Here is a 22,638-nt window from a genome sequence, read left to right as displayed (position 1 = left end):
TGGAAGAATAGAATCAATCATTGCTAAAAGCTCTCATCGGGCTGGTCACTCATGCTCTTCTATCCAGGCCGCCTGAATTGCTTCCAGAATCTTTTCCCCACAACGCTCTGGATCATCATCAAAATCTTCCAGAGCCATCACCCAGCCTCTCAGATCAACAAAATTGACAAATTTTGGATCAACATCCGGATGGGCATCGACCAGCTCAGCAGCAATGTCGAAAACATCTGTCCATCTCATTGCCTTTCTTCCTCCTATTCGATGATCCACTCTATGGAAAGAAAGAGACTCATTGGAGCCTCTGTAGCGAAAACACATCAGGATCAGTGTTTCTCTGACACCTGGTTTAGCGTGTACCTGGGTATTTCTACCACCAGATCCTCTTCAGCAACCACCGCCTGACAGCTCAAACGAGATTCAGGCTCCAGACCCCAGGCCTTGTCGAGCAGATCTTCTTCCAGCTCATCAGCTTCTTCCATACTGTCAAAACCTTCACGAACAACAACATGACAGGTGGTACAGGCACAGGACTTTTCGCAGGCATGCTCAATCTCAATACCATTAGCCAGAGCCGCATCACATACGGTCACCCCCGCCTCAGCTTCAATCACAGCCCCTTCCGGACAGATTTCATCATGGGGCAGAAATACGATTTGCGGCATTGTTCAGGACTCCTTGAATTCGTCAATCTTATGACCCGAGAGTGCTTTTCGTATACCCGAATTCATTCGACGGGCAGCAAACTCATCAGTGGCCTTACTGATACGTTCTATTTCAAGCTTGATGGCATCGGCATCCCCCAGACGCCTTACAGTTCCGAGTTGTTCCAGATCAGCCACCAGGCGGTTAAATTCATCTTCACTCAGCAGTTCACGCCCGTCGGCTTTAAGTGCCGTTGTCAGAGCTTCTGTCAAACGATCAGCCTCTACTTCCTGCTCCCTCAGTTTTCTGGCATCCCTGTCTTCAACAGCACTACTCACGGACTCTTTCAGCATACGGGCGATTTCATCATCGGTCAGACCAAATGAGGGCTTGACCTGTACACTGCTTTTAACACCCGTAGCCATTTCTTCCGCTGAAACATCCAGCAGGCCGTCCGCGTCAACCTGGAAAGTCACACGAATCTTGGCAGCACCGGCAGGCAGTGGTGGAATACCGCGCAACTCGAAGCGAGCCAGCGAACGATTATCACTCACCAGCTCCCGCTCACCTTGCAGAACCTGTATGGCCATTGCGGCCTGGCCTTCTTTATAGGTTGTAAACTCCTGGGCCCTACTGACCGGAATAGTGGTATTTCTGTGAATGACTTTTTCCATCAATCCGCCCATGGTCTCCAGACCGAGCGAAAGAGGAATAACATCCAGCAGCAACATTTCTTCAGCAGACTTGTTCCCTGCCAGAACATTGGCCTGTTGCGCAGCGCCCATTGCTACAACCCGATCCGGATCAATAGACGTCAGGGGTTGCTTGCCGACAAATTCAGCCACAGACTCTCGAACAAAGGGTACACGGGTAGAACCACCCACCATAACCACTTCACGAATGTCAGCCGCCTTAACGCCTGCATCACGCAGGGTTCGTTTGAATGCTCTGATGGTTCTGGAAACCAGTGGCTTAACCAGCCCATTAAACTGAACACGGCTCAGCTCACCCTGCCAGCCAGCAAAGGCGACGGGGACGCTATCCAGGTCAGTCAGGGCTTCTTTAGCCCTGCAGGCCTCTGTCATTACGGCCCTGAAAAGCCCGCTGTCAAGTTCCGCTTCAGAAACAGAAGCAGACTCCAGAATCCAATGGGCAACGGCTTTGTCAAAATCATCACCACCCAGGGCTGTATCTCCACCCGTAGCCATGACTTCAAACACGCCTTTCTTCAACCTGAGCACAGAAATATCGAAGGTACCACCACCCAGGTCAAAGACAGCAATAACCCCTTCAGCCCCGTCATCCAGTCCGTAGGCAACAGCAGCTGCAGTGGGCTCATTCAAAAGACGGTATACATGTAAACCTGCCAGCCTGGCTGCATATTTAGTTGCCTGTCGTTGTGCATCATCAAAATAAGCAGGCACGGTAATGACCGCACCATCCAGCTCACCACCCAGGCTTTCCCTGGCACGCTCTGATAATGAACGAAGAATTTCAGCAGACACTTCAACCGGACTGACAGCACCCCGACGGGTTTCTATCAAAGGCATACTGCTTTCTGATTGTGTGAAGTGATAAGGCATCACCTCACCCAGTGTGCTGACATCTTCCAGACCGCGCCCCATCAGTCGCTTAACTGAGACAATGGTATTCAGGGAATCCTCTACGACGTAAGGTTTCGCAGCCAGCCCCACCTCGATACCCTGGTCTGCGTATCGGACTATTGAGGGCAGAATATGATGGCCTTCGTGATCCGGTAATGTTTCCACAGAGCCGGATCGAATGGTCGCTACCAGGGAGTTGGTCGTTCCCAGATCGATGCCTACTGCACGTTTTTGCTGATGAGGTTCCGGAGCCTGCCCGGGTTCAGATATCTGAAGAAGTGCCATATTCGATTCTCAATCATCCAGGAGCTCGGCTTCCAGCTGTTCCAGTTCGATAGACAGCTTAACCATGAATTGCATTTTTTGAACGACAGCCGCAGCCTGCTCCAGAGAAGCCTCATCGCCCTTTTGCCAGAGAGAGGCAAATTCGTTTTGATAATCCGTTACAGATTGGTCCACCTGAGCCATCAGCCGATCCAGTTCAGACTCAGGATCCTGATGTTCACGAATTTCGCTGACAGCTTCTCTCAGCTCCATCTGCTCCATCAGGAAGGCCGTGTCCATAATCGTATTATTTTCAAGATCAACAGAATGGCCAGCCAGATCCAGTAGGTAAAGTGAGCGATTGAGAGGCAACTTCAGTGTTTCGAGCCCTTCATTAACATAGGCCGCATACTGAACCGCCAACCTTTGCTGACGCTCATCTTCCCCGGCAAACCGGTCAGGATGAACCGACTTTTGCAATTCGCGATATCGCTCGGATAACAACGCCTGATCGACCTGAAATTCGACAGGCAACTGAAACAACTCGAAAAAATTCTTGGTTAAATCGACCACGATACCGAACATTCCAAATAGGTGAAGGCCGGAATTCCATCAACAAATAAAATACCAGAAATCCCGAAACTTATTCATTACGCAGCCTTTATTACAACTCTCTCTCAATGTCAAAAAGTCTTTCACCACTCACGTGATAAAAGACTTTTTAATGCATTGTAAAAGGAACGAGGGTCAGGCTGCATGGGTATCACTGTACGTCAAAGTTCAAACGTTAAAGCTCTCACCACAACCACACTCGCTGGCTGCATTGGGGTTGTTGAATTGAAAACCCTCGTTCAAACCTTCCCTGACAAAATCAAGCTCAGTGCCATCAAGGTAGACCAGACTCTTCTGATCCGAGTATATGTAGACACCCTGACTTTTAAAAGACAGCTCGTCTTTGGCAGTTTCATCCACGAACTCCAGCACATAAGCCATGCCCGAACAGCCAGAAGTTCGCACCGCTACACGAATACCGAGACCCCTGCCGCGCTTCTTCAGCTGATCCCTTACATGCCGGGCTGCGGCTTTCGTCATGGTGATCGCCATGAAATACTCCAACTCAATACATAAATCCAGCAGGTCAATGGAATATCACCAACCTTATGACCCGCCGTGTTTGGTACGATAATCGTCGATTGCAGCCTTGATTGCATCTTCAGCCAACACTGAACAGTGGATCTTCACAGGGGGAAGCGCCAACTCTTCAGCAATATCTGTGTTTCTAATTTCTGCTGCCTGATCCAGCGTCTTGCCTTTCATCCACTCTGTTGCCAGAGAGCTGGAGGCAATAGCAGAACCACATCCATAGGTTTTGAAGCGAGCATCTTCAATCACACCCTCATCGCTAACCTGAATCTGAAGACGCATTACATCACCACAGGCGGGCGCACCGACCATACCCGTACCTACCTTGTCAGATTTGTCGTCTAGTTTGCCGACATTACGGGGATTCTCGTAGTGATCGATTACTTTTTCACTGTATGCCATGATATTTTCCTCCCACCCGGTTCGATATTAGTGTGCTACCCACTGAACAGTGCTCAGATCTACGCCATCCTTGTACATATCCCAAAGAGGTGAAAGTTCACGCAGTTTTCCTACAGCCTCTCTTACCTGGGCAACGGCATGATCTACCTCTTCAGCGGTTGTGAAACGACCAAAGCTGAAACGCAGGGAACTGTGTGCCAGCTCATCGCTGACGCCCAGCGCACGCAGCACATAAGACGGTTCCAGACTGGCTGAAGTACAGGCCGACCCGGAAGAGACAGCAATATCTTTCAGAGACATAATCAGGGACTCACCTTCTACGAAGGCAAAGCTGATATTGAGATTACCGGCAACACGGTGTTCAAGACTGCCATTGACATGGACTTCTTCCATATCTGCAATACTGTTCATAAAGCGCTGACGCAGCTTCAGGCTGTGCTCGTTATCAACAGCCATCTCTTCTTTGGCGATACGACAAGCTTCACCCATGCCGACGAGCTGGTGTGTAGCAAGAGTACCTGAACGCATTCCACGCTCATGACCGCCACCATGAATTTGAGCCTCGATACGAACGCGCGGCTTACGACGCACGTACAGCACGCCCACACCTTTAGGGCCATACATTTTGTGAGCCGATAAAGACATCAGATCCACTTTGAGACTGGCCAGGTCAATAGGCAGCTTACCCGCACTCTGCGAAGCATCAACGTGGAACAAAACCTTGTTGGCTCGGGTAATTTCGCCAATGGCTGCGATATCTGTGACCACACCAATTTCATTATTGACGTGCATGAGACTGACCAGAACAGTGTCTTCACGCAATGCACTGCTTACCTGCTCGGGTGTAATCATCCCCTGAGAATCTGGCTCGAGGTAAGTCACCTCATAGCCTTCACGCTCTAACTGACGACAGGCATCCAGAACCGCCTTGTGTTCAATCCTGGAAGTAATGACGTGCTTACCCTTCTTGCTGTAAAAGTGCGCTACGCCTTTAATGGCGAGATTGTCAGACTCTGTGGCACCTGAAGTCCAGACAATTTCACGGGGGTCAGCATTCAACAGATCCGCAACCTGTCTACGAGCATTTTCAACGGCTTCTTCTGCCTTCCAGCCAAATACATGTGAACGGGATGCAGGATTACCGAAATTGCCTTCAGACAACAGGCATTGACTCATCTTCTCAGCAACACGCGGATCACAGGGTGTTGTTGCTGAATAATCCAGGTATATAGGTAGTTTCATCCCGTACATCTCCAGGCGCTCGGACATTGGTGTTGTTCGAGTCACTCAAGGCTGTTTGTCCCTGCGATCAACTGCCCTCCCTCATCAAAGAAGGCTATTGATCGCGCTCTTGTTTTTCAGTCCCTGCTGCTCATCCTGACGGATCGCAACACTCTGAACTTCACGTCTGGCTACGAGTTCAGCAAGACTGATACCACTGAGGAATTCGTGGATCTGCTGGCTAAGATCATGCCAGAGGTCATGGGTAAGGCATTTAGCCCCTTTCTGGCAGGAACCACTGCCATGACATCGTGTGGCATCAACCGACTCATTAACCGCATCAATCACTTCTGCCACATAGATTTCATCAATATCACGACTCAGGCGGTAACCACCTCCGGGCCCCCGAACACTGAATACCAGGTCCCCCTTACGGAGACGAGAAAACAGCTGCTCCAGGTAGGATAGAGAGATACCCTGACGATCGGAAATATCAGCCAGTGCTATAGGCCCTTCTCCAGCATGAAGAGCCAGATCCAACATAGCGGTCACGGCATAACGCCCTTTCGTTGTTAATCGCATGCTGGCAATATCTCCGAACTAGCCGACCAGAGCCGGTGTTATCAAAAGAATCCAATCTACTGTTTTTGCTGCTTGTCCAGACAGCAGCCCTATCCTGCATACGTAATAAAACCATCACAGGATCAGTATTCGTGCGAATTATGAAATACCCTAGTAATTTAGTCAAGTATTATAAATAATAGTCCGAGAGCCCTGCTTTGGCCTTAAGCCAGCCATTGCGAGGAGAGGGGTTCAGAGAGGGATCAGGCGAAGTCGAGATCAAGCCAACCGAAAAAGATCATCTGAATTAAGGACCTGTTGCTCAACCATCTGGAAACGTTACTAACGAAAGCACCATTAAAAAACTCAGCGACCTGCAAGCCGACGCTATTGTATACAAGCAGCACCCCGCATCCAAGCAAATTATGGATGCGTAAGCACTTCACCCTCCGTGCCTGATTTTACGCTGGCAAAATCTTCTTTTCTTAATTCAGGCAGCTGCTTGTCACCACAATCAAGCCCACGCTCCCTGAGCGTCATACAGAGCTCTTCTATACGACTATCCACTGCCTGCATATGATCCAGCATCGCAGATATAGCGTTTGCGGTAGGATCCGGCATATCTTCTGTCACTGCATAGGCATCAAAACCTATCTTTTCCGCCATTTTCTGGCGCCGAGAATCCACTTCTTCACGCTTTTTGACGATACGCCCCGGTATGCCAACCACCGTAGCACCTTCAGGCACTTCACGAACCACCACCGAGTTGGAACCAATTTTGGCATTTGCGCCAACAATAAAGGGACCCAACACCTTGGCACCTGCACCAACCACAACTCCCTCCATAAGTGTCGGATGACGCTTACCCTGATTCGAAGGGTGATTTTTACCTCTATTCGGCGAAGTTCCTCCCAGCGTCACACCGTGATAGAGAGTCACATCGTCGTGAATGATGGCCGTTTCGCCGATCACCACACCCATTCCATGATCTATAAAAAAACGTCGACCAATGCTGGCACCAGGATGTATTTCTATACCAGTTAACCAGCGACTGAATGTAGACAGCGATCGGCCCAACCAGCAGAAACCGGACTTCCAGATTTTATGCGCTGCACGATGCAACAACAAAGCATGAAGCCCCGGATAGTTGGTAAGAACTTCAAAGGTGCTCCGGGCAGCCGGATCACGCATCATGACCGTTCTTATGTCTTCTTTTAAACGTTCAAACATGGGTCAATTCGTCACTTGTTTTCTGGGTGCTGTTATTATTATTGAATGTACATTTTTACTTCTTTTGAGTCTCCTCAGCCTCTTCAGTTCTGCCGGAACAACCTGCAAACTTCCCGGTCTCTGACAAAATGCCTCTAAGGATACTCAGCTCGACGCGATCTGGACGAATGCGACCGTACATTCGCCTGAGCTTGGCCATAATCTTCTCATGACTACTGTGCTCAAGAAAGCCGATTTGAATCAGCGTCTTATATAAATGCTCATAAAAACGCTCTACATCATCCTGGGATGCCAGCTCATGGGTTCGCGGTGAAGGTAGCGGAACTTCACCCCGAGTTATAGCCAGCCATGCCATTCTCAACTCATAGGTCATAACCTGGACAGCAGCTCCGAGGTTCAGCGAGCTGAAATCCGGATTGGTCGGAACATGCACCTGAAGATGACACATCTGTAATTCTTCATTAGTCATTCCGCGATCCTCCCTGCCAAAAACCATAGCAATATTTCCTGAACTCGCTTCAGAAAGAATCTGGTTAGCGCAGGCGCGTGGATCAACGAGAGGGAGTGACACCCCTCTGACTCTGGCACTGGTACCGACCACAAAGTGACAGTCAGCTACTGCCTCTTCCAAAGTACTCACCACGCTGGCATGAGCCAGCAGATCATCCGCTCCGGAAGCCAGCGCACTAGCCTTGCCTGAAGGAAACTCCTGCGGCTCCACCAACACCAGCTTACTAAGCCCCATGGTCTTCATAGCCCTTGCTGCCGCCCCGATATTACCGGGATGAGTGGTATTAATCAGAACAATGGAAATATTGTCGAGCACCAAAGGCTCAATTGCGACTGCGTCACTCACTGGGGGATATCTCGTTTGCACCAAAAACAAGGAGCCAGAAGCTCATTAAATGCCATAAAACCCATCCAAAATCTGTAACGGATGATTTTTATGATATATACGATCAAGCCGACGAGTTTAACCCAAACAATGACTGACAGCCACGTAAGGGAAGCTTCGATTGGCCTTAAAACCGATATAGTTAACAACCAATACCTCCATCCTGATCATCAGCGTTAAATCAGAGGCTACACACAAGCACAATGAAAGGTTTCCAGCCTTAAATAACACTGTTATACTACACCGCTTGTTTTCCCAGTCACTGGCCCAATACCCGGAACTTTATTTTCCGTGTAGGAAACCAGTCTGTACCAGGCTGCCGACCCCCTCGGTCAGCATTTCGATCTTTCACAGTCAGACGTAGTCCAGCCTATGCAACCCATGGTGAATATGGCCTTGCGAGCAGCTCGCTCGGCCGCCGAAATCATCCTTCACGCCCATCAAGACCTCGAGAGTCTCAAGGTGCAGGCAAAAGACCGGAACGACTTTGTCACTGAAGTCGACAGAGCTTCCGAGAAAACCATTATCGGCGCATTAAAGAAGGCGTACCCCGACCACGGATTCTTTGGTGAAGAGTCCGGTACTATTGAAGGAAAAGGTGAAGGTAAGGACTACCTCTGGATCATTGACCCACTGGATGGCACCACCAACTTCATCCGTGGCATCCCCACTTTTGCTATTTCCATCGCCTGTCAATATCGCGGCCGCATTGAACACGCTGTTGTGCTTGACCCCATTCGTGACGAAGCATTTTGCGCGAGTCGTGGACAAGGCGCCACAATGAACAGCAAACGCATTCGCGTAAGCAGTCGCAAAAGCCTTGAAGGTGCATTAATCGGGACAGGCATCCCTTTCTCCGGCAACAACCTGAACTATCTGGATGGCTACCTGAACATGATGCGCACCTTACTGGGCGATACCGCCGGCATTCGTCGCGCAGGGGCTGCTGCACTGGATCTGGCCTACGTTGCCTGCGGCCGTCTGGACGCATTCTGGGAATTCGGTCTGCAGAAATATGACATGGCAGCTGGCATACTATTAATCCAGGAAGCCGGTGGTCTGTGCAGCGATTTCAATGGCAGACACGACTTCCTGGACAAGGGACAGGTCGTTGCCGCCAACCCCAAATGCTTCAAGGAAGTACTGCAACGTATTCGCCCATTTGCCCACGAAAACATGGGACGCTAACCTCCTAGGAGGCTGACCGAGAATAGTCTGCCCTACTGCGGCGGCAGCAAATTGGTCTGAAAATCCGCTTTTGTTCGTCAAATAGCTCGCTATTCTCCTCACAAAACCGAATTTTCATCCTCAATTTTCTGCCGTCCTCGCTACGGGCGCTATTCTCGGTCAGGCTCCTAGAGCCTTACCCTTCCGGGCTAAGGCTCGCTTTTCAGGCAAAGTCATTTCACCAGTTTCGCCACGTCTCGAAAAACATCACTCCCGGCGGTTTTCATCAGTTCAAACAGTGCCATTTCAACATTGGTCATCTCAACACCCTTGCGTGCCAATTTATCTAACGCCAGTCGCTTGCTGTGCTTAGATCTGGATGAAGTCGCATCAGCCACTATTTCGACTTCGTAGCCTGAAGCCATTAAATCCAGAGCCGTCTGATAGACACAAATATGAGTCTCAATACCTGCCAGTAAAATGCATGTTTTTCCAGTTGCCATCAATGAATCCATAAACTTTTGCTGCCCACAACCACTGAATGTTGTCTTGGCTATGGGGGCCACACCCTCCAACTCATCTGCAATTTCTGGAGTCGTTCGTCCCAATTTTTCGGGCAACTGCTCCAGCCATAAAACAGGCAAATTCAGCATTCGAACCCCTTTGATCATTTTCACCAGAGCGTCATGCATTTTCTCCTGCTTATACATCAATGTGGCAAGCTTACCCTGAACATCAACAACAACCAGAGCAGTATTATTCTGACTCAGCATACTGACACCTCAACGCGGTAGTACAAACAGTTTAATAATATTTGGGACCTGAACCAAAGCCATTGCACAGATTGCTTTTTATGCAGCGTGACAAGATTTAAAATATTGAGTCAGAGCGCAAAAAAAACCGGCCTTTATACGGCCGGTTCTTCATCAGACTGACAGGTGTCTCAATAAAGATACCTGTTGACGACAGCCATCAAGGTCTGTGATCAGCGTCATCTTCCTTAACAGGAACAATCAGGTCTTCACGACTGATCTTCATGTAGATCAGCAGATTGGAGGCAATATAGATGGAGGAATAAGTACCCACACCAATACCTACAATCAGCGCTGTGGCAAAACCATTGATCATCTCACCACCAAACAGGTACAGCGAGAGCAGCACCATCAAGGTAGTACCCGAGGTTGCTAATGTCCGGCCCAGTGTCTGAGTCAGGGAAACATTGATGATTTCATCCGCATCACCCTTCCTCAGTTTCCTGAAGTTTTCACGAATTCTGTCGTACACAATAATGGTATCGTTCAACGAGTAACCAATGACCGCCAGTATCGCCGCCAGAACGGTGAGGTCGAACTGCAATTGCATAAAGGAGAACAATCCCAGAACGATAATGGTGTCATGGGTCAACGCCAGAACGGCACCGACAGAAAATTTGAACTGGAATCGAAAAGCGATATAAAGCATAACCATACCCAGAGCCATCAGCATCCCCAGGCCACCCTGCTCTCTCAGTCGCTCACCTACCTGAGGACCAACAAACTCTACTCGCTTGACGACAACGCTACCATCGTGATTCTGATCCAGCAGCCTGGCAATATTATGGCCCAGAGCCGGATCATCACCGGGAATACGAACCAGAATGTCACGTACAGAACCGAACTCCTGCACGACGGCGTCATTATAACCAGCCTCACCCAGCTGGTTACGAATCTCTTCCGTGTTAGCAGGCTGATCATAAACCAGCTCGATCAAGGTACCGCCGGTAAAATCCAGACCCCAGTTAATTCCTTTAGTGGCCAGGGAAGCCAGGGAGCCCAGGATCATCACAACGGAAAGAATAGTTGCGTAGGTACGCAACTTCATAAAATTAATGGTTTTATCGCTCAAGGCTGCTTTTTCGCTCAAGGCTGCTTTCTTGTCTGCCATTGTGACCACCTCAGATACTCAGTTTCTTCAGATCACGACGTCCGCCGTACACCAGATTCACCAGTGAGCGGGTCACCATAATCGCGGTGAACATGGATGTGACGATACCGATAGACAGAGTCACAGCGAAGCCCTTGATTGGACCGGTTCCCACGGCAAAGAGAATCAGACCGACCAAAAGCGTAGTAATATTACCATCAAAAATTGATACAAAAGCACGGTCATAACCATCATGAATCGCACGCTGTACCGGACGCCCCAGCTTAATCTCCTCTCGAATACGCGAGAACACCAGCACGTTGGCATCCACCGCCATACCCAGTGTCAGAACGATACCGGCAATACCGGGCATTGTCAGGGTAGCACCAAAGATACTCATGACAGCAATCAACAGCATCAGGTTGATTGCCAGGGCAATATTCGCCAGCAAACCAAAAACCCGGTAGACCACCACCATAAACATGACGACAAGACCCAATCCCATCAGAGTGGAGTCCAACCCCATTTTGATATTCTCGGCACCCAGGCTTGGGCCGACTGTTCGCTCTTCAACAAAATACATTGGCGCCGCCAGGGAGCCAGCTCTCAGTAACAGGGCCAGCTCAGAGGCTTCACCCGAAGAATCCAGACCAGTAATACGGAACTGGTTACCCAGTGCCGACTGAATAGTAGCCAGACTGATCACTCGTTTTTCTTCACGGAAACCGGGCACTTTAACTTTGATCAGGTTTCCGTCAATTTCACGGGATTCGGTTCGAGTGACAGGCTTCTGCTCAATAAAGATGACCGCCATGCTGCGCCCGACATTATTCCGCGTGGCGTTATTCATCTTCTTGCCACCGGTACTGTCCAGACTAATATTTACCTGAGGCTGACCACTTTCGGTATCAAAGTTCGACTGAGCACTGGAAACTCGCTCACCGGTGATAATTATGTCGCGCTCCAGGTTAACAGTACGCCCCTGGTAATTGAAAGCCTCCGAATTACTGCGGGAAGCATTTGGCAGCGCCTCAAGACGAAACTCGAGGTTAGCGGTTTTACCGAGAATACGCTTGGCTTCTGCGGTGTCCTGAACACCCGGAAGCTCAACAACAATGCTATTACGCCCCTGACGCTGCACCAGAGGTTCAGAAACACCCAACTCGTTAACACGGTTACGAACAGTCGTCAGGTTTTGCTTGACCGCATAATCCTCCAGTTCACGAATATACTGTTCGGAGTAGCGATAGGAAACAGCATAACGCTCCCCCAGGTCTTCAGCCTCTACCAGCAAATCAGGAAACTCGCGCTTGATCAGACGCTCTGCCTTGTCACGGGTTGCTTCATCCAGGAATGCCAGCTGACGGGCACCGTCAACACGATCAGGCATAGTGCGATAGCGCAACCTTTCCTTTCGGAGCAGTGTACGAATTTCAGTATTCGAAATATCCAGCTTGGTCTTAACAGCCCGATCCGTATCCACCTCCAGCTGGAAGTGCACACCCCCCGACAAATCGAGACCCAGCTTCATGGGGTAGGCGCCCATGGATGTCAGCCATTCTGGTGTCGTCGGAGCCAGATTGAGCGCTACGATGTAGTCATCGCCCAAGGCATCCTTAATCACCGATTTAGCCAACTGCTGTTGATCAGCATGCTTCAGTCGAATCAACAAGGCATCGTTATTATTATCACTGGCCTTAACCTCAATATTGGCCTCAGCAAGCGCTTTTTGTGCCTTATCCTGCACACCAGCATTGATGGTTTCAGATGAACTGGCGCCCGATATCTGAATAGCAGGGTCATCGGGGTACAAGTTGGGCAGAGCGTACACAAAGCCAAGGGCAACGATGATTGCAATCAGCAGGTACTTCCACAGCGGATATCGATTGAGCATGGCCCACCGGTTCCTGTTCTAAATTTTAAATGCCTGGATCAGAAGCCTGTTCAAGGAACAAAACTCTCCCTGATGCTCAGGCAAAGTCCGTTTCTCCAGAAATAACCGGAAACCATCCTCGATTCCCGGTCACGCTTTTTATCTTGAAAAAATTTTTCATCATCAACGATTCAGAAAAACAATTTCCACAGCTCATGGCTGTTAATTAGCTCATAACTATCACTGAATAGCTTTAATAGTGCCCTTGGGTAGAGAAGCAGCTACTGAAGATTTTTGGAAATTCAGTTCGATGTTCTCAGCAACCTTCAAGGTAATAAACTCATCGGTAGTGTTTACGACCTTACCAACGATACCACCAGTGGTCACGACCTCATCCCCCTTTGACAGATTGCTGAGCAGGTTTTTGTGCTCCTTGGCCCGCTTGGACTGTGGGCGCCAGATCAGCAGCCAGAAAATCAGGACAAAACCACCCAGCATGATCAGCTGACCGTACATGCCAGGACCCGCTGGGGCTGCTCCAGCTGCTTCAGCAAATGCCGGACTGATGAATGGGATCATTCAAATGCTCCTTAAAACAATACACAGTTAAATTCCGTTAGATCAAAAACAGGATCTTACCGACCAATTAAAGTACCGGCACTGCCTGACCACGCTTTCGGTAGAACTCTTCGACAAAGTCGTCCAATTTACCTTGTTCAATGGCGTCTCGCAAACCTGCCATGACCCTCTGGTAGTAGCGAAGATTGTGGATTGTATTGAGCATACAGCCCAGGATCTCGCCACATTTGTCCAGATGATGCAGATAGGAGCGACTGAAATTCTGGCAAGTATAGCAGTCGCAACCCTCTTCCAATGACCGGTTATCCCGCTTATGAACGGCATTACGAATTTTAATGACACCTTCGTCTACAAAAAGATGGCCGTTGCGGGCATTTCGGGTCGGCATCACACAGTCAAACATATCCACACCACGGCGTACGGCTTCAACAATATCTTCCGGCTTGCCTACGCCCATCAGGTAACGTGGATAACCTTCGGGCACCTTATTGGTAATATGCGACAGAATACGCATCATATCCGCCTTGGTCTCACCCACAGATAGACCGCCAATGGCATAACCATCGAAGCCAATCTCGGTCAACCCTTCCAGAGAACGATCGCGCAGATGCTCAAACATGCCGCCCTGGATAATCCCAAACAGAGCCGAAGGACTGTCGCCATGAGCCTGTTTGGAGCGCTTGGCCCAACGAAGGGACAACTCCATGGACGCTTCTGCTTCCTTTTCAGAAGCCTCGCCATCGGTACACTCGTCAAAGATCATGACAATATCTGAACCCAGCTCACGCTGAACCTGCATAGAGACTTCCGGGCTCAGGAATACAGGAGAACCATCCACAGGCGACTTGAAAGAAACACCTTCTTCAGTGATCTTGCGCAATTTGCCCAGACTGAAAACCTGAAAACCACCCGAGTCGGTCAGAATCGGCCCCTGCCATTGATTGAAATCGTGCAGATCCCCATGCTCACGGATAATTTCAGTGCCGGGACGCAACATCAGATGGAAAGTATTCCCGAGAATAATCTCCGCGCCGGTGTCGGCAATATCCCTGGGCATCATACCTTTAACGGTGCCATAGGTACCAACGGGCATAAAACAGGGCGTTTCAACCGTGCCACGGGGAAAGGTCAGCCGTCCACGTCGAGCTTCACCATCAGTGGCGAGCTCCTGGAACTGCATGAAGCACTCTTCTCTACTCATGAGCCTCTCAATTCAGACGACACAGCAGACTGCATTCGTCGGAGTCATATCTAAAATAAAATCAAGTTTAAGGTGGGAACGGATCCGTTTTTTTCAAGCCCGACGACCGACTTTCATATTCAGGCTTTGCGGGTCAGCCACATGGCATCGCCATAACTGAAGAATCGATAGCCTTCTTTCACCGCCTCGTTATAAGCCCGAAGTATGGCGTCTTTGCCTGAAAAGGCACTGACCAGCATCAGCAATGTTGACTGTGGAAGGTGGAAGTTCGTGATCATTGCATCTACAGAACGGAATTCATAACCCGGGAAAATAAAGATATCGGTATCACCGAAGAAGGGTTTGATTTCCCCATCTCTGGACGCTGACTCCAGGGAACGTACCGATGTAGTCCCTACAGCCACCACTTTGCTACCCCGGGCACGAGCGGCATTGACTGCTTCGCAGACTTCTTCCGGCACCTCTATGTACTCAGAATGCATTTCATGGTCGGCGATATGCTCAACCCGCACTGGCTGAAAAGTGCCAGAACCTACGTGTAAAGTAACAAAAGCCTGCTCAACACCTTTATTTTTCAGGCGTTGTAACATGGCTTCGTCAAAATGCAGGCCGGCCGTTGGCGCTGCCACAGCACCGTCTTTTTGAGCAAACACCGTCTGGTACCTCAGACGATCCGCACTACCATCTTCACGGTCGATGTAGGGAGGAAGCGGCATATGACCATGCTCTTGTAACTGAGGCAGCACGGGCATATCAAAGTCAATGAGAAACAGAGCCCCCTGCCGACCTGTCACTTCTGCTTGCACACAACCATCAGCCAGAAAGATACGGCTGCCGGGCTTAGGCGCTTTACTGGAACGTATGTGCGCTAAAACTTTTCGTTCTTCCAAAACACGTTCTATCAAAACTTCCAGTTTACCACCGGTCTCCTTTTGGCCAAACAGCCTCGCAGGAATCACCCGGGTGTTGTTCATAACCAGTAGATCGCCGGGCTCCAGAAGACTTTCTACATCGGCAAACTGCCCATGGGTAATGGTTTCTGTCGGACCATCAAGCCGCAACAGACGACTACCGGTTCGTTCCCTGGCAGGAAACCGGGCAATCTGTTCGTCGGGCAGCTCAAAATCAAAATCACTGACGCGCATAGTGGGTGTGTGACCTGGTACTTGAAAACTAAACAGCCTTAGACAGCTCAACCGATTCGAATCACGAGTACGGGCAAACAGGGCCATTTCTCAAAAAAAGCAGGACAATATACTGTAAAACTCCAACTCTGTCAGGCGACATTCTATGCACTTTGGTTTCAGTTACTACGTAAGGAAGAAAAAATAATCAGAAATACCGAATACCAGCTCTCAGGGCAAAACGGCTGTTGAAAACGATTCGGGCTTATGTATACTACGCCACATCTTCTCGGGACAGCCCAGTCCTGAAAACAGTGCCGGTGTGATGGAATTGGTAGACATAGGGGATTCAAAATCCCCCGCCTTTGCGGGCGTGGCGGTTCGAGTCCGCCCACCGGTACCAGAAGTAAGCCCATTCATACACTGGTTTCAACAGTGTTACGTTTTATCGTATCAATGTATTGTCTCAGCTCTTCTATTTTATGTTCAATGATTACTCTTTCACTAGGGAGTTCGTTGCCATAATGAATAAGATGGGCAATTATCATATGTGCCAGGCCACTCATCATATCTGCATCAATCTTTGACCAGTCCTGGTTGAGGGGGTGAGAGAGTGTGTCATCAGCAACTTTTAGCAAATCATAGAACTTGGTTGTAAAGTAACCATGATGATTAGAGTCGAGAGACCTCAAGAAAGCTTCGATTTCTCTACGCATCTGTTTGACCCGATCCCCACAAAACAAAGCAACGCTTCTTTCCTGAAGAAGACACCCTGCATTTTCTGGCCAACGTTGAGAAAGTTCATTACCAATATCACTGGGTTTAACCTCCTTGTTATCATCAAAAGCACGGACGACTTCTTCATCATCTGTTGGCGGCAAACCGCTTACTGCTGAAGTTGCAGTACTGATTTGAGGTATACTGTTCATTCCTTTTTTCCCTTTTTTGATTGTATAAATTAGAGATTTTCTAAACTCTGTTGTTAAGACCAATAAATCAGAAAATAGTTCAAATGACCTACTGGATGGTCCAGAAAACTACATGAGGTTCTTGGATTTATACGTTTCAATCAGTAATTGATATGGTTGGGAGAATTTCGATGCGGCCTTTCAACAATTCTTTAAAATCCAGACATCCGACAACTGTCTTTTTAAGATAGCTATCCACTTTCAGATGTACAGAAGGGTGATGTAATTTTTCCAAACGAGCTATCCTTGCCGCTCTGACTATGTCGTGTCCAAAATAGAGAGGTGGTGCTTCATGCTTGAAAACACTAAAGCCTCCGGCATCGGAATAGCCCTCTCGATCAGAATGCTCTTCATGCCCAGTGGGTTTCTGTATTGAAGGCTGGATGTCCTGATTTTGACGAGAAACGGAGCGATTGACGTATGAGCCTGCGCTTTCATTTTTATGGGGCAATCCGTCATCTGAATTGCTATAACCACCACTGCAACCGGACTGGCCAACACTATTACTAAGTGGATTCATTGATAATACTACTTTTCATTACTTACCCAATATCAATCAATGGGGTGAGAGTCCTATTTAAGATTTAATTTTGACAACATTCAGTCCAATAAACATTGGGCAAGTAAATTGACTGAAAGTTCAATATTTATTGATCTTCTTTTCATCACTTTCGGTAACTACCTCGGCACTCATCAAATACTCACTATCGATCATTACCATAGACCGTGGAATTTTATCGAAAGCCTGCAATCTATCGAGAATGACTTCTAAATGCTTAATCCTGATCGATAATCAGTTCCGCTTCCTTGTCATGCTTAACCAGAGTGCCAGGGTTTCCAGGTCGTGAGTTGGGGGCTGGTGTTCCGCCTGTTCAGCGATGGTCATGGATGTGCCCCTACGCTTTAAGAAGGCAATGGTCCCTTCACAGTAACGCTTTTCTGTCAAGACCATCAAAGGCGTCCCAGAAATCATCGTCCAGTTCATTCAGATCTACGGCACTTTGAGTGAGCATAAGCTCCCGGGACTCCAGCTGTTCAAGGGATTTGAACGTCAGTCTTTCGATCAGGGGCAGTTCGGATGAGGGGATAGCCAGCGGTTTGAACGGCGCGAGGCTGCGTCGTAATTACTGGCTCGCCCAATCCAGATTCAATGCGCTTTACAAAATGTCATTCAGCAGTTGTCCCACAGGATGATGCTCGGCTGCCAGTCCGGATTTCAGAAACCTTTTCATATCCCGTTCGCTGCGGGCCCTGGCACGAATCACCTATTCGGACTCCCGGACCAGGCTGGAGATGAGCCAGCACAGTTCGGCGGACTGCTGTTGTGTCAGGGTCTTGCGGGAGGCGGAATTGCCAAGAATACTCCGTAATTGATGGTTCATATTTTCCAGCTCAATCGAGTGGCTCAGCTGCTGATAGAAGCCGGTCAGGTTATTCTGGCTCTAGATTCTTTAGATGTTCAGTAATTTCTTGAGCATTCAGGTGGGTCACTTGAACTATTTTCTGATTTTTTGGTCAAAGTATATATGTGTTAGAAAATCTCTAATTTATGCGCTAACAAAGAGGAGAACAGGAATGATTAGCTTATTTCGAACCAATACTCCACCTCAAGAAGTGGATGTACCCCAGTCAACTGCTGAAGAAGCCGGACATGCTTTTGCTGGTAGCATGGAGGTTAAAACCAGTGATATTAGTAACAAACTTTCTCATTGCTGGCCAGAAAACAGGGGGTATTGTCTTCGGTCTTTTCAGGAAAGAACCGTTAGTTTGTATTACGGGGATCATGTTAATCAGATGAAGAAGCAGGCTCCTGGTTGTCTCTCACTGAGCCTCGATGAAGTGCTGCAAGTCGCTAATGACTTACTCACCCATCCCCTCAACAATAACTGGTCAAAAGGCGATAAAGTTACAATTCAAGCTGTGACACACTTTACATTGGCACATCTTCCTAGGTACAAAGAAAAATTCCCCAGTGAAAGAGAAGCCATTGAACAAAAAATCTCCGAGCTGAGACAATACCTTGATACGCTGGATAGATATGATACAGGGTGGGAACTGGAGGACGAATGAATGATATTTATGAAGTGCAAAATCAGGACACCCAGCCACCAACCTTGAAATCCATTCGCCATGAAGGGCATTCCGATCTCCGGGGCTTTACAGTTAACAAGCATAGAAAACCGCCTTACTCTTTCGACTTCAAAGGTGCAAGGATAGCTCGTTTGGAAAAAATACATCACCCTTCTGTGCGCCTGAAAGTGGATGCCAGCGATACAAAAAATAAAATTGTCGGATGTCTGGTTTTTAAAGATTTGTTGAAATGCCGCATCAATATTATCCCAACCACAGAATTTGTTGGTGTTAGTATTAACTACTCAGCCATACGGAATCGAATATTTCTGGCTTATTGGGCAGGTGCTCTGCAAGGCGCAACGACGGCAACATAGCAAGCTATGTGACCAGAGTTGCAACGCATCACGACTGCATGGATGCAGGAGCTAGAGCAACGCAGGAGCAGTTGCCGCGAGTGCCTGAACAATGAGTCAGAAAATATGATTTCGTATGGTTGAGTACTTATTCCCTTGGCCAGTTCAAAGAATGGCAGGGTTAAAATGGAGTCGAAAAATGGAGAAACGATCATTACGTTTACAGGTGATCTTGGATCTAATTCAATAAAACTCCATATTGGTAATGACTATTGGAAACATAATAATATTAATGAACTGATTGGGAAGTATGAATCCATGAATCTCATGTAGTGTTCTGGCTACCGTTCAAGATACCCTGAATTATGGCAGGTGGAACGGAACAATTATGCGCCCCGTTCGGTATCAATGATCTGGTCATTTTCAAAGGATTGATAAGTCATATATCACCAGCTAACTGATGACTTAAGAATGCTTTGTTTGATGAATAGGCATACATGTGATCAAAATTAGCCTACTCGACAGTTTTATACGGGCCAAGAAACCGGAATTAGTGCCAGTGATGCACAGATTGATATTGAAAAACTGCTTTCCCAGTTTCAAGTCTGTCTGGATGTCAGGTGTCTCTGTACCATCTCTCAAAGTCTGCTATTCTGATGGCTCATTCAATAAAAATGGGTAGTACCTATGTCGCTAGAGGCAAGAGTTACCAGGCTAGAGCAAAAGGTTGAACACCTTGAGTATGCCTTCCGAGAAAACAACAAAACTCTTGAAACTACTCACGGGGTGGTCTCTCTGATCCTCAATGAACAACGGGAGAAGTTCAAAGCGGTTGATGAGAAGTTCAAAGCGGTTGATCGTCGTTTCGACAAGAGCGAAGAACTTCTGATCCAGATCGTGAACCACCTGGCCAGCAAGTAACACGCCACTTAACAACAAAACCAGTGGATTGCCTGTCGGCAACCACTGATTTAAAGGATATGGGGAGCGAATCCCGAGAACCTGCAAACCTTGTTGAAAAACTCCGCATCAAAATTCAGGGCTTTTGTTAGCAACCATCGTCAAGGAAAGGGAAAGGGCAAGGACATATCAAGACGATGAACTTTTAAAAAGTTCTGTAGTCCGATAATATCGCCAACTATTATAAAAACAGCCCCTATTCCAGCACCTGACGGGACTACAAAAATGCTCTCCCCCGATAGTAAACTCAGCAACGACCTTGTGCTGGCCCGCAACCAGAATCCAGCCTGGCAACTGCTGGCATCCCGGCGTGGTCCGTTGATGATCAGCTGCCTTAAGACTCTGTTCGAGCAGGAACGGGAAGCAGTATCAGAAGAAGAAGCCCTCCACCTTCTGGCCGAAATTCTCAGTCAGTTTGTCAATCACGATGAGTTCGATATCGATACCGAAGACTTTCTGTTGTTAGCCAAAAAGGAAATGAGAGAGTGGCGTCGACGCAAGCTGATCGTAGAACGGGAAGGTCAGCTGTTTGCTACGGACGCCCTGCAACAGGCCATGGAGTTTATTGACGGCATGGATAACCGCATTATGACGTCTACTGCTTCCCGTCTGGCCACCGTTCAACGGGAGATCGATAATCTTGAAGCCAAGCTCAACCCCGATCAGAAAAGTCGGGCAAATGCACTGAAACGACAGATCGATGCACTGCAACAGGAGCTGGAACGGGTTAATCGTGGTGAATTTAAAGTGCTTGACGGGCCATCTGCAGTGGAAAATATACGGGAAGTTTATAACCTGGCCATGACACTGAAGTCGGACTTTCGCAGAGTTGAAGATTCCTATCGGGAGGCAGACCGACACCTCCGCCAATCCATTATCAGTGAACAGCACCACCGGGGAGAGATCGTCGACCGCCTGCTCGATAGCCACGACCACCTCCTGAACACACCCGAAGGCCAGGTTTTCCACGGATTTTATCAGCAGCTAAGCCACTCGGTTGAGCTGGAGAATATGAAGCATCAATTACGGAGTATTCTTGGCAGTGCCCCCTGCCGCAAGGCCCTGACACAACCGCAGTCCGCCGAACTGCGCTGGCTCACCTCCAGCCTGGTCCGGGAGTCCGAATATGTAATTCGTGCCAGGGCCCGCAGCGAACGCGATGTGAAAGGTTTTCTGAAATCCGGACTGGCAACCGAGCACCATCGCGTGGGACAGCTGCTGAACGACATTATGGAAAGCGCATTGAATCTGGATTGGCAGAGCCAGAAATTACGACGCGCCCCCGCGCCATTCAAACCGCTGGCCATCCCCTTATCCGGACTGCCTCTGATTGAACGACTGACGTTCAAATCCCTTGAGCAGCTGGAGTCCCGGGAGCTATTGCTCACTCATGGTGCCGTCGATCTGAATGAGCTGGACGATGATTTCTGGGACGCCTTTGATGGTCTGGACAGAGAAGCCCTTCTGGAACAGACCATTGCCCTGTTAAAGCGCCGGGGCACCCCCATGACCATCGCCGAGCTGGCAGAACACCTGCCCCCGACGCACGACCTGGAAACCCTGGCACTCTGGTTAAGCATGGCCAGGGAAGCGGAACTGATTATCGATCAGGATGAGGAGCAACTGGATATTCAGGACCGCGATGGACATTGGCTCCGATTCTATCTGCCAAAAGCTAATCTGGAAGGGGAAACCCTGTCCGCCATTAATTGGGAACTGTAAAACTATGAGCGATTTTTTTGACCAACTGATTGCTTCCGGGACGCAGAAACAGCAGCCCCCGGCAGATGTTCCAGAAGACCAGTCCACCAGCCAGCAGCATGAAAACTCCACCACAGTAACGGCTAAAAACATAAAGAAGGCTGTACAGGAGCTGATGAAATTCGGTTATCTTGAAGCCAGCCGTCGACCCAATCTCTATCAACAGTCCGTCGTCTCCCGGGAGCAGATCAATCAAATTCTGGAACCTCTGGATCTGAAACTCACCATTGATGATATCCGTGGCCTTGCATTTCTGGTGGTTAGCGACCTCTGGCAAAACCAGGAAGAAGACGGGGCAGACAGTGATGAATGGACACATCCACTGGTCAGGCGACAACGGATTACTATGGAACAATCTCTCCTGATCGCCATACTGCGACAACAGTATATCGCCCATGAACAAGAAGCCGGGATTGGTGCCAGTGATGCACGGGTTGACATTGAAGAACTGCTTTCCCAGCTTCAGGTCTACCTGGGTGATATGGGGAGCGACTCCCGTGAACGCAAGCGACTGGATAATCTGCTGGACAAACTCTCCATCCACGGACTGGTTTCAGTAGACGACAAACAGCAAACAGTAACCATTCGACCCATCATCACACATCTGGCGAATCCTGAGAGCCTACAAACCTTGTTGAACCACTTCAAACAATTACACAGTCCGTCTGATGACGTTTCCACGACCATTGTCCGTGATGAGGCAGAGCAGTAAGCC

24 protein-coding genes and 1 tRNA gene are annotated in these 22,638 nt (G+C 48.7%); 7 read left to right on the top strand and 18 right to left on the bottom strand.

Annotated features, from left to right (window positions below):
• Positions 1 to 45: 45 nt before the first annotated feature.
• The 10 genes from iscX to trmJ all read right to left on the bottom strand — a co-directional run bounded on the left by iscX (position 46) and on the right by trmJ (position 7,923).
• Positions 46 to 240, bottom strand: a complete 195-nt coding sequence (gene iscX / locus ACO6V5_RS04055) for a Fe-S cluster assembly protein IscX (protein WP_422413458.1) — start codon at positions 238 to 240, stop codon at positions 46 to 48.
• 83 nt (positions 241 to 323) lie between these two features.
• Positions 324 to 662, bottom strand: coding sequence for an ISC system 2Fe-2S type ferredoxin (fdx, locus tag ACO6V5_RS04050; RefSeq protein WP_422134234.1), 339 nt, complete (start codon positions 660 to 662; stop codon positions 324 to 326).
• A 3-nt stretch (positions 663 to 665) separates the two neighbouring features.
• Positions 666 to 2,531 carry a Fe-S protein assembly chaperone HscA gene (hscA, locus tag ACO6V5_RS04045; RefSeq protein WP_422134235.1) on the bottom strand — a complete coding sequence of 622 codons (1,866 nt, stop codon included), beginning with the start codon at positions 2,529 to 2,531 and terminating at the stop codon, positions 666 to 668.
• Between the two features lie 9 nt (positions 2,532 to 2,540).
• Complete coding sequence (gene hscB, locus ACO6V5_RS04040) at positions 2,541 to 3,083, bottom strand: Fe-S protein assembly co-chaperone HscB (protein WP_422134236.1); 543 nt, start codon at positions 3,081 to 3,083, stop codon at positions 2,541 to 2,543.
• Between the two features lie 207 nt (positions 3,084 to 3,290).
• Entirely contained in the window at positions 3,291 to 3,614 is a 324-nt protein-coding gene (gene iscA / locus ACO6V5_RS04035; protein ID WP_317142071.1) for an iron-sulfur cluster assembly protein IscA, read from the bottom strand.
• A gap of 54 nt (positions 3,615 to 3,668) precedes the next feature.
• Complete coding sequence (gene iscU / locus ACO6V5_RS04030) at positions 3,669 to 4,055, bottom strand: Fe-S cluster assembly scaffold IscU (protein ID WP_422134237.1); 387 nt, start codon at positions 4,053 to 4,055, stop codon at positions 3,669 to 3,671.
• 27 nt (positions 4,056 to 4,082) lie between these two features.
• Positions 4,083 to 5,297, bottom strand: coding sequence for an IscS subfamily cysteine desulfurase (locus ACO6V5_RS04025; protein ID WP_422134238.1), 1,215 nt, complete (start codon positions 5,295 to 5,297; stop codon positions 4,083 to 4,085).
• 84 nt (positions 5,298 to 5,381) lie between these two features.
• Positions 5,382 to 5,858 (bottom strand): Fe-S cluster assembly transcriptional regulator IscR, encoded by a 477-nt coding sequence (iscR, locus tag ACO6V5_RS04020; protein WP_422134239.1) that lies wholly within the window; start codon positions 5,856 to 5,858, stop codon positions 5,382 to 5,384.
• A gap of 402 nt (positions 5,859 to 6,260) precedes the next feature.
• Entirely contained in the window at positions 6,261 to 7,067 is an 807-nt protein-coding gene (gene cysE / locus ACO6V5_RS04015; protein WP_422134240.1) for a serine O-acetyltransferase, read from the bottom strand.
• Between the two features lie 55 nt (positions 7,068 to 7,122).
• On the bottom strand, positions 7,123 to 7,923 hold the full coding sequence (gene trmJ / locus ACO6V5_RS04010) for a tRNA (cytosine(32)/uridine(32)-2'-O)-methyltransferase TrmJ (RefSeq protein WP_422413454.1): 801 nt from the start codon (positions 7,921 to 7,923) through the stop codon (positions 7,123 to 7,125).
• A 411-nt stretch (positions 7,924 to 8,334) separates the two neighbouring features.
• Here trmJ and ACO6V5_RS04005 point away from each other — a divergent pair, with 411 nt between their 5' ends.
• Positions 8,335 to 9,150 (top strand): inositol monophosphatase family protein, encoded by an 816-nt coding sequence (locus ACO6V5_RS04005; protein ID WP_422134242.1) that lies wholly within the window; start codon positions 8,335 to 8,337, stop codon positions 9,148 to 9,150.
• A 212-nt stretch (positions 9,151 to 9,362) separates the two neighbouring features.
• Here the strand turns inward: ACO6V5_RS04005 and ACO6V5_RS04000 are convergent, their stop codons facing one another.
• From ACO6V5_RS04000 to queA, 6 genes are all read right to left on the bottom strand, one after another.
• Positions 9,363 to 9,902, bottom strand: a complete 540-nt coding sequence (locus ACO6V5_RS04000) for a hydrolase (RefSeq protein WP_422134243.1) — start codon at positions 9,900 to 9,902, stop codon at positions 9,363 to 9,365.
• Positions 9,903 to 10,101: 199 nt separating this feature from the next.
• Positions 10,102 to 11,052, bottom strand: coding sequence for a protein translocase subunit SecF (secF, locus tag ACO6V5_RS03995; protein ID WP_422134244.1), 951 nt, complete (start codon positions 11,050 to 11,052; stop codon positions 10,102 to 10,104).
• Between the two features lie 10 nt (positions 11,053 to 11,062).
• Positions 11,063 to 12,925 (bottom strand): protein translocase subunit SecD, encoded by a 1,863-nt coding sequence (gene secD / locus ACO6V5_RS03990; RefSeq protein WP_422411649.1) that lies wholly within the window; start codon positions 12,923 to 12,925, stop codon positions 11,063 to 11,065.
• 219 nt (positions 12,926 to 13,144) lie between these two features.
• Positions 13,145 to 13,483, bottom strand: a complete 339-nt coding sequence (gene yajC / locus ACO6V5_RS03985) for a preprotein translocase subunit YajC (RefSeq protein ID WP_422134246.1) — start codon at positions 13,481 to 13,483, stop codon at positions 13,145 to 13,147.
• A gap of 67 nt (positions 13,484 to 13,550) precedes the next feature.
• Entirely contained in the window at positions 13,551 to 14,663 is a 1,113-nt protein-coding gene (gene tgt, locus ACO6V5_RS03980; protein ID WP_422137121.1) for a tRNA guanosine(34) transglycosylase Tgt, read from the bottom strand.
• Positions 14,664 to 14,803: 140 nt separating this feature from the next.
• The gene (gene queA, locus ACO6V5_RS03975; protein WP_422134247.1) at positions 14,804 to 15,829 is read right to left on the bottom strand and encodes a tRNA preQ1(34) S-adenosylmethionine ribosyltransferase-isomerase QueA; all 1,026 of its coding nucleotides are present in this window, start codon (positions 15,827 to 15,829) and stop codon (positions 14,804 to 14,806) included.
• Between the two features lie 295 nt (positions 15,830 to 16,124).
• On the opposite strand from queA, the gene ACO6V5_RS03970 reads away from it, so the two are divergent.
• Positions 16,125 to 16,211: transfer RNA gene (locus tag ACO6V5_RS03970), tRNA-Leu, on the top strand.
• A 13-nt stretch (positions 16,212 to 16,224) separates the two neighbouring features.
• Here the strand turns inward: ACO6V5_RS03970 and ACO6V5_RS03965 are convergent.
• Both ACO6V5_RS03965 and ACO6V5_RS03960 read right to left on the bottom strand, forming a co-directional pair.
• A complete protein-coding gene (locus tag ACO6V5_RS03965; RefSeq protein WP_422134248.1) occupies positions 16,225 to 16,737 on the bottom strand; it encodes a hypothetical protein in 513 nt (170 codons plus the stop codon).
• 136 nt (positions 16,738 to 16,873) lie between these two features.
• On the bottom strand, positions 16,874 to 17,296 hold the full coding sequence (locus tag ACO6V5_RS03960; protein ID WP_422138307.1) for a hypothetical protein: 423 nt from the start codon (positions 17,294 to 17,296) through the stop codon (positions 16,874 to 16,876).
• A 1,055-nt stretch (positions 17,297 to 18,351) separates the two neighbouring features.
• Here ACO6V5_RS03960 and ACO6V5_RS03955 point away from each other — a divergent pair.
• The 5 genes from ACO6V5_RS03955 (at position 18,352) to ACO6V5_RS03935 (ending at position 22,635) form a co-directional block, all read left to right on the top strand.
• Positions 18,352 to 18,846 (top strand): hypothetical protein, encoded by a 495-nt coding sequence (locus tag ACO6V5_RS03955; RefSeq protein WP_422134250.1) that lies wholly within the window; start codon positions 18,352 to 18,354, stop codon positions 18,844 to 18,846.
• Complete coding sequence (locus ACO6V5_RS03950) at positions 18,843 to 19,223, top strand: hypothetical protein (protein WP_422411652.1); 381 nt, start codon at positions 18,843 to 18,845, stop codon at positions 19,221 to 19,223. The genes ACO6V5_RS03955 and ACO6V5_RS03950 overlap by 4 nt, the downstream gene beginning before the upstream one ends.
• A 666-nt stretch (positions 19,224 to 19,889) precedes the next feature.
• Positions 19,890 to 20,123: a hypothetical protein gene (locus ACO6V5_RS03945; protein ID WP_422134252.1), complete on the top strand. Its 234-nt coding sequence runs from the start codon at positions 19,890 to 19,892 to the stop codon at positions 20,121 to 20,123.
• A 264-nt stretch (positions 20,124 to 20,387) separates the two neighbouring features.
• Positions 20,388 to 21,884, top strand: a complete 1,497-nt coding sequence (locus ACO6V5_RS03940) for a DUF3375 domain-containing protein (protein ID WP_422411654.1) — start codon at positions 20,388 to 20,390, stop codon at positions 21,882 to 21,884.
• 4 nt (positions 21,885 to 21,888) lie between these two features.
• Positions 21,889 to 22,635, top strand: coding sequence for a DUF4194 domain-containing protein (locus ACO6V5_RS03935; protein ID WP_422134254.1), 747 nt, complete (start codon positions 21,889 to 21,891; stop codon positions 22,633 to 22,635).
• The last annotated feature ends 3 nt before the right edge of the window (positions 22,636 to 22,638 follow it).

Origin of the sequence: Endozoicomonas sp. ALD068 (assembly GCF_049310145.1) — a bacterium.
Lineage (GTDB): Bacteria > Pseudomonadota > Gammaproteobacteria > Pseudomonadales > Endozoicomonadaceae > Endozoicomonas_A.
Note: the sequence above shows the minus strand (reverse complement) of the source record. Positions and strands in the feature narration are given on the sequence as shown.

What these genes read in the sequence shown, in the direction of transcription:
- iscA (WP_317142071.1), bottom strand. Translation starts at nt 3,614, where the DNA reads ATGGCGATCACCATGACGAAAGCCGCAGCCCGGCATGTAAGGGATCAG.
- hscA (WP_422134235.1), bottom strand. Translation starts at nt 2,531, where the DNA reads ATGGCACTTCTTCAGATATCTGAACCCGGGCAGGCTCCGGAACCTCAT.
- ACO6V5_RS03960 (WP_422138307.1), bottom strand. Translation starts at nt 17,296, where the DNA reads ATGAATCCACTTAGTAATAGTGTTGGCCAGTCCGGTTGCAGTGGTGGT.
- queA (WP_422134247.1), bottom strand. Translation starts at nt 15,829, where the DNA reads ATGCGCGTCAGTGATTTTGATTTTGAGCTGCCCGACGAACAGATTGCC.
- ACO6V5_RS03935 (WP_422134254.1), top strand. Translation starts at nt 21,889, where the DNA reads ATGAGCGATTTTTTTGACCAACTGATTGCTTCCGGGACGCAGAAACAG.
- yajC (WP_422134246.1), bottom strand. Translation starts at nt 13,483, where the DNA reads ATGATCCCATTCATCAGTCCGGCATTTGCTGAAGCAGCTGGAGCAGCC.
- iscU (WP_422134237.1), bottom strand. Translation starts at nt 4,055, where the DNA reads ATGGCATACAGTGAAAAAGTAATCGATCACTACGAGAATCCCCGTAAT.
- ACO6V5_RS03940 (WP_422411654.1), top strand. Translation starts at nt 20,388, where the DNA reads ATGCTCTCCCCCGATAGTAAACTCAGCAACGACCTTGTGCTGGCCCGC.
- ACO6V5_RS03950 (WP_422411652.1), top strand. Translation starts at nt 18,843, where the DNA reads ATGAATGATATTTATGAAGTGCAAAATCAGGACACCCAGCCACCAACC.
- iscR (WP_422134239.1), bottom strand. Translation starts at nt 5,858, where the DNA reads ATGCGATTAACAACGAAAGGGCGTTATGCCGTGACCGCTATGTTGGAT.
- ACO6V5_RS03955 (WP_422134250.1), top strand. Translation starts at nt 18,352, where the DNA reads ATGATTAGCTTATTTCGAACCAATACTCCACCTCAAGAAGTGGATGTA.
- tgt (WP_422137121.1), bottom strand. Translation starts at nt 14,663, where the DNA reads ATGCAGTTCCAGGAGCTCGCCACTGATGGTGAAGCTCGACGTGGACGG.
- iscX (WP_422413458.1), bottom strand. Translation starts at nt 240, where the DNA reads ATGAGATGGACAGATGTTTTCGACATTGCTGCTGAGCTGGTCGATGCC.
- secF (WP_422134244.1), bottom strand. Translation starts at nt 11,052, where the DNA reads ATGGCAGACAAGAAAGCAGCCTTGAGCGAAAAAGCAGCCTTGAGCGAT.
- ACO6V5_RS04000 (WP_422134243.1), bottom strand. Translation starts at nt 9,902, where the DNA reads ATGCTGAGTCAGAATAATACTGCTCTGGTTGTTGTTGATGTTCAGGGT.
- secD (WP_422411649.1), bottom strand. Translation starts at nt 12,925, where the DNA reads ATGCTCAATCGATATCCGCTGTGGAAGTACCTGCTGATTGCAATCATC.
- ACO6V5_RS04025 (WP_422134238.1), bottom strand. Translation starts at nt 5,297, where the DNA reads ATGAAACTACCTATATACCTGGATTATTCAGCAACAACACCCTGTGAT.
- cysE (WP_422134240.1), bottom strand. Translation starts at nt 7,067, where the DNA reads ATGTTTGAACGTTTAAAAGAAGACATAAGAACGGTCATGATGCGTGAT.
- ACO6V5_RS03945 (WP_422134252.1), top strand. Translation starts at nt 19,890, where the DNA reads ATGTCGCTAGAGGCAAGAGTTACCAGGCTAGAGCAAAAGGTTGAACAC.
- fdx (WP_422134234.1), bottom strand. Translation starts at nt 662, where the DNA reads ATGCCGCAAATCGTATTTCTGCCCCATGATGAAATCTGTCCGGAAGGG.
- ACO6V5_RS04005 (WP_422134242.1), top strand. Translation starts at nt 8,335, where the DNA reads ATGCAACCCATGGTGAATATGGCCTTGCGAGCAGCTCGCTCGGCCGCC.
- ACO6V5_RS03965 (WP_422134248.1), bottom strand. Translation starts at nt 16,737, where the DNA reads ATGAACAGTATACCTCAAATCAGTACTGCAACTTCAGCAGTAAGCGGT.